At 36.8% G+C, this 4,689-nt stretch carries 2 protein-coding genes; both read right to left on the bottom strand.

Features of this window, described 5'->3' with window-relative positions; translation table 11 throughout:
• Positions 1–578 precede the first annotated feature (578 nt).
• Positions 579–2,102 carry a DHA2 family efflux MFS transporter permease subunit gene (locus HU235_RS15970; protein ID WP_174880844.1) on the bottom strand — a complete coding sequence of 508 codons (1,524 nt, stop codon included), beginning with the start codon at positions 2,100–2,102 and terminating at the stop codon, positions 579–581.
• A 60-nt stretch (positions 2,103–2,162) separates the two neighbouring features.
• A complete protein-coding gene (gene helD / locus HU235_RS15965; RefSeq protein WP_174880843.1) occupies positions 2,163–4,499 on the bottom strand; it encodes an RNA polymerase recycling motor HelD in 2,337 nt (778 codons plus the stop codon).
• Positions 4,500–4,689: the final 190 nt, after the last annotated feature.

Below are 4,689 nucleotides of genomic sequence, written 5' to 3'. Positions count from 1 at the left end.
CTCTATGTTTACCGTATATTTTTGAAATATTCGTTGCTTTAAGAATCGTTTCCGACATATCTATCAACCTTTCAAAGTTTATAAATTTATAATAAGTGGCAGGTATAAATAATTTGTCTAGAAAAGTATAAAAAAAGTATAAAGAATAAATGAACAAACACATTGAGGAGCAGGATACAAATATGTTAAACGATTAAAGCTATTGTCATTTGTCGGCATTGTTTGCAAACATCAAAACTTATTATAGTTAATGCTTTTTAAACCATTTAAACCAAAATAAAAAACTTTGGAATGTTAGTTCTAAAGACTTTTACGTTAACATTTTATTTTCTTATACATACTTGCCTTGCAAAACCTAGCTAAAATGAATAAATTTCCCTTGGTACTCCTTTTATAAAACAATTGATGCTTTAAGCATAAAAAGAAGCTGCCGAAAAACTCCATTACCCTATTTCTTTAAGTACAATCTTACATTAACTTTAACTTGAGTTTAATGAAGATTATATTTCACTTATTAAAGAACAAAAAAGTCGGATTATGCTTAAGGTAGGCATTACCCGACTTTTTAAGTATATTTATTAATCTTTAACAACATCTAACTGCTTCACAGCAACTTCTTCATCTGTCTTATCTTCTTGATTTGGTTTTACTCTTTTAATAAAGAAAGCTAGAATGAGTGCTAAAACCGCAATCAATGAAGAAATGAAAAAGGTATAATTAATACCGTGCAACATCGCTTCATTCATAATTTGCTGTTGTAGTTCAGATGTAGTTGCTGCACTTTCACCTATATTTGCCATTGCGTCAGAAGCTAATTCCTCTGCTTTTCTTTTCGTTTGATTGTTCATTACAGTAATCAACAACGCAGAACCAATTGCCCCAGATACTTGCTGGAGTGTATTGTTTAAGGCTGTTCCGTGTGGATTATTTTGAGCTGGTAGCTGATTCAAACCATTTGTCATGACCGGCATCATAACCATTGACATCCCAAACATACGTAATGTATAAAGCAGAACAAGGGTAGAATATGGGGTATTCATACCGATTTTGCTAAAGTAAAAAGAGGTCACAACAGTTATGATCAACCCGATCACAGCTAATATTCTTGCCCCATATTTATCGAAGAGCTTCCCTGTTATTGGCGACATAATCCCCATAATAATAGCTCCAGGAAGCATTAATAGACCAGATTCCATTGGTGAAATCCCTCGAATGGTTTGCACGTAGATAGGCAGCAAGATCATTGCCGAAAACATCGCAACCGAAATAACAATTGATATCGCTGATGACAAGGCAAACATTGGATACTTATAAATACGAAACTCAAGCATTGGATCGTCCATCCGAAGCTGCCGAAGGATAAAGGTAATTAAAGCAAGCGAGCCAATAACAATCGTTCCGTACACGATTGGACTATCCCAGCCTTTTTCCCCAGCGGAACTAAAGCCATAAAGCAAGCCGCCAAATCCTATACTTGATAAAACGAGAGAGAATATATCAAGCTTAATCGCACGTTGTGGTGTTACATCTTTTAATTTAAAGGCTGCAAAAACTAAAGTTAGTAAGGCAATTGGAAGAACAAGGTCAAATAACATTCTCCAGCTGTAATGCTCAATCAACCATCCAGAAAGAGTCGGTCCAATCGCTGGTGCTGTAATCATAACAAGACCAAACATCCCCATTGCTGACCCTCTTTTTTCAACTGGAAATGCGGTAAGCATGACATTCATTAGTAAAGGCATCATAATCGCGGATCCTGAAGCTTGAATCATTCGTGCCCCTAATAACACACCAAATGCTGGTGCAATACTAGCTAGGAATGTTCCTAAAGTAAACAAAGACATTGCTGTAAGAAATAGCTTTTTATCAGAAAAACGCTGAATAAAAAAAGCACTTGTTGGAATTAATATACCGTTTATAAGCATATAACCTGTTGAAAGCCATTGTACTGCGGTAGCATTAACGTCGAATTCCTCCATAATGGCTGGAAGAGCAATATTTAGTAATGTTTCATTCAAAATTGCAACAAATGCCCCGATAAATAAAATCGAAATCATGCCATATGGCGGTCTTTTTTGAACAGAATTGAAATCCTTTGCCATAAATGATCAGTCCTACTTTCTAAGTTAAGTAAGTATTAACAATGGAAAAATTTATTTAAGTCAAGATTCAGTGAAACTATCCCGCAAGATGTTTTTCAATAATGGGGTTGGTATTCCTAAACTGTAAAGTTGCAAATAATGCATAGCTCTTGTACAGGCAGTGTAAAATAGTCTGCGGAGACTCTCATCACCGTATACTTGCTCTGATGCATCATAAATAATGACAGCATCGAATTCGATACCTTTTGACAAGTATGAAGGTATTACTACAACACCTTGTTCATATTCAATTGAGCTGTTCGTCAAGAGCTTAATATCTTTAATGTTGGATAAGGCTTCAAATGCATGTTTACTTTCCTCAGCTGATTTACATATAATCGCAATGCTGTTATACCCAAGACTTCGCAAAGTTGTAACTTTGGATGTGATAGAGTGATGCAGTTCTGTATGATTATTTATTCGTGTTAGCACGGGGCGCTCTCCGTCGCGCTCAAAAGGGATAATCCGTTCGCCATTAGGAATTAATTTGCGTGTAAATTCAATAATCGGTTTTGTGGATCGGTAGCTTCGTGCCATGTTCATTACTTCTGTATCATCTTTACCGAATATACTCATAACTGTGTGAAAATCATCCATTTCTCGTGCATGGGAGAATATTGCCTGATTAAAGTCACCTAGCACTGTCATCCTCGCTAAAGGAAATAAACGCTTTAGAAACTCGAATTGAAACGGTGAGTAATCCTGTGCCTCGTCAACAAGTACATGCTTTATCGAGCTGTTTGTCTGAAAGCCTTGAATCAGCTCTTTTATAAGTAAAAAAGGAGTAGCGTCTTCATAAAAAAGATTGCCTTCATCAAGCATTTCCAGTGTAAGCTGACAAATCTCCACCAATCCCTCAGGTATTTCTTCACCTATCCACTGTTTAATCTGTATAGAATCAGAAAATAACTGCTTGTAAATCCCTTTTAAATCGACAAATTGAAACGCCATTATTCGTTTTCGCACCGGCTTCAATTTTTGATGCACAATCAATCTCGCCAGTGCTTTCGTCTCCATTTCATAATCAGCAATCGATTCTCTTTTGAATCCTCGTTTTTTTGCCAAGTAGGTATATGCCTTACGGTAATCGTCTTCGCTAAGAAGCTCAATTTCTTCTTGTACCCATGGCTTTTTCCATTCGACTTTTTCAGCATCATTTAATTTTTTAATTAGCCAATCCTTTAGTTTTTCAAGTCTGTTTGGAAAGCGCAGTGTAGTGTCGTTATGATAAAACCTTTCAGCTATTTGCTCGGCAGTAACAATCGGCTTTCCTCTAAATTTAATAGAGTTAAATAGCATTCCTGATAACTCCAGTGACTTCCTGTATTTCTCGATCACCTTAAAAAAACGAGTTGAAGCTTTGAACTGTATGCTCGCAACCCTTGAATGATACGAAGGAGTATTTTTAGCAGTTAAAACATATTCCAATTGCTCGTATGGATTTTCAACTTGAAACTCTTTACTTAGCCGATGATCTAAATATTCCTGAAAGGTGACCTGCTGCATATTTTCTTCGCCAAGTTCTGGAAGGACATTTGATACATACTTATTAAACATCGTATTAGGTGAAAATAAAATGATTTGCTCTGGATTCAGATTTCCCCGATATTTGTAAAGCAAATATGCAATCCTCTGCAAGGCAGCTGATGTCTTGCCGCTTCCGGCAGCGCCATGGACAATGAGAAGCTTCCCTCGATCATGACGGATAATCCGGTTTTGCTCCTGTTGTATGGTCGCTACTATATTGTGCATATGTTTATCATTCCCTTTCCCTAGTACCTCCTGTAAAATCTCGTCTCCAATAGTGATACTCGTGTCGAACATGGAATATAGAATGCCGCCGCGGATAAGATACTGCCATTTTCTCTCCAATATGCCTTCGATTTCGCCTTCTGGGGTTGCATACTTCGCTGGACCAGGCTGGTAATCGTAGTAAACACTTGCGATCGGTGACCTCCAGTCGTAGATAAGGAAATTGTCGCCACTTTCATCAGTAAGCGTTGAGATTCCAATATATATTTGTTCCTTTGTTGGCATTCCATCTTCAATGAAATCAATTCTGCCAAAGTAAGGAACCTCCTGCATACGACGCAGTGTAGACAATCTCTTAGATGCATGTCTATGCGTGCTTTGACTTACAGAAAGAGCTTGAGCCTCCTGTCGCAAACCGATGATTGTCTCAAGAAAATCGTCGAATGTATCCATATTCACCTTGATTTCATCATTAAAGTGTTTACGGATTTGAACCACTTCGTTCCGGCGCTGTGTAGTTTCTTCCTCCAATCTGCTGATTCGCTTTTCAATTACTTCCATTACATCTGTTACTCGTTTTTGCTCCTGCTGAAAATTCGAATCCATAGCGAACACTCCTTAAAAAATAAAAATAAGGGTTGACGAAAGAATAGATTATACCGTATAATTAAAGTAGGGATAATATACGAAAATATAATCAATCAATGTCTATCTATATAAATTTACCACAGGATCTCATTATTTTCAATGTGAGAATTTGAATTCTGTGATTTTTTTGCTTTCTATAGATTAATAT

Origin of the sequence: Metabacillus niabensis (assembly GCF_902829255.1) — a bacterium.
Lineage (GTDB): Bacteria > Bacillota > Bacilli > Bacillales > Bacillaceae > Metabacillus > Metabacillus niabensis.
This window is presented reverse-complemented; position numbering and strand designations above follow the sequence as displayed.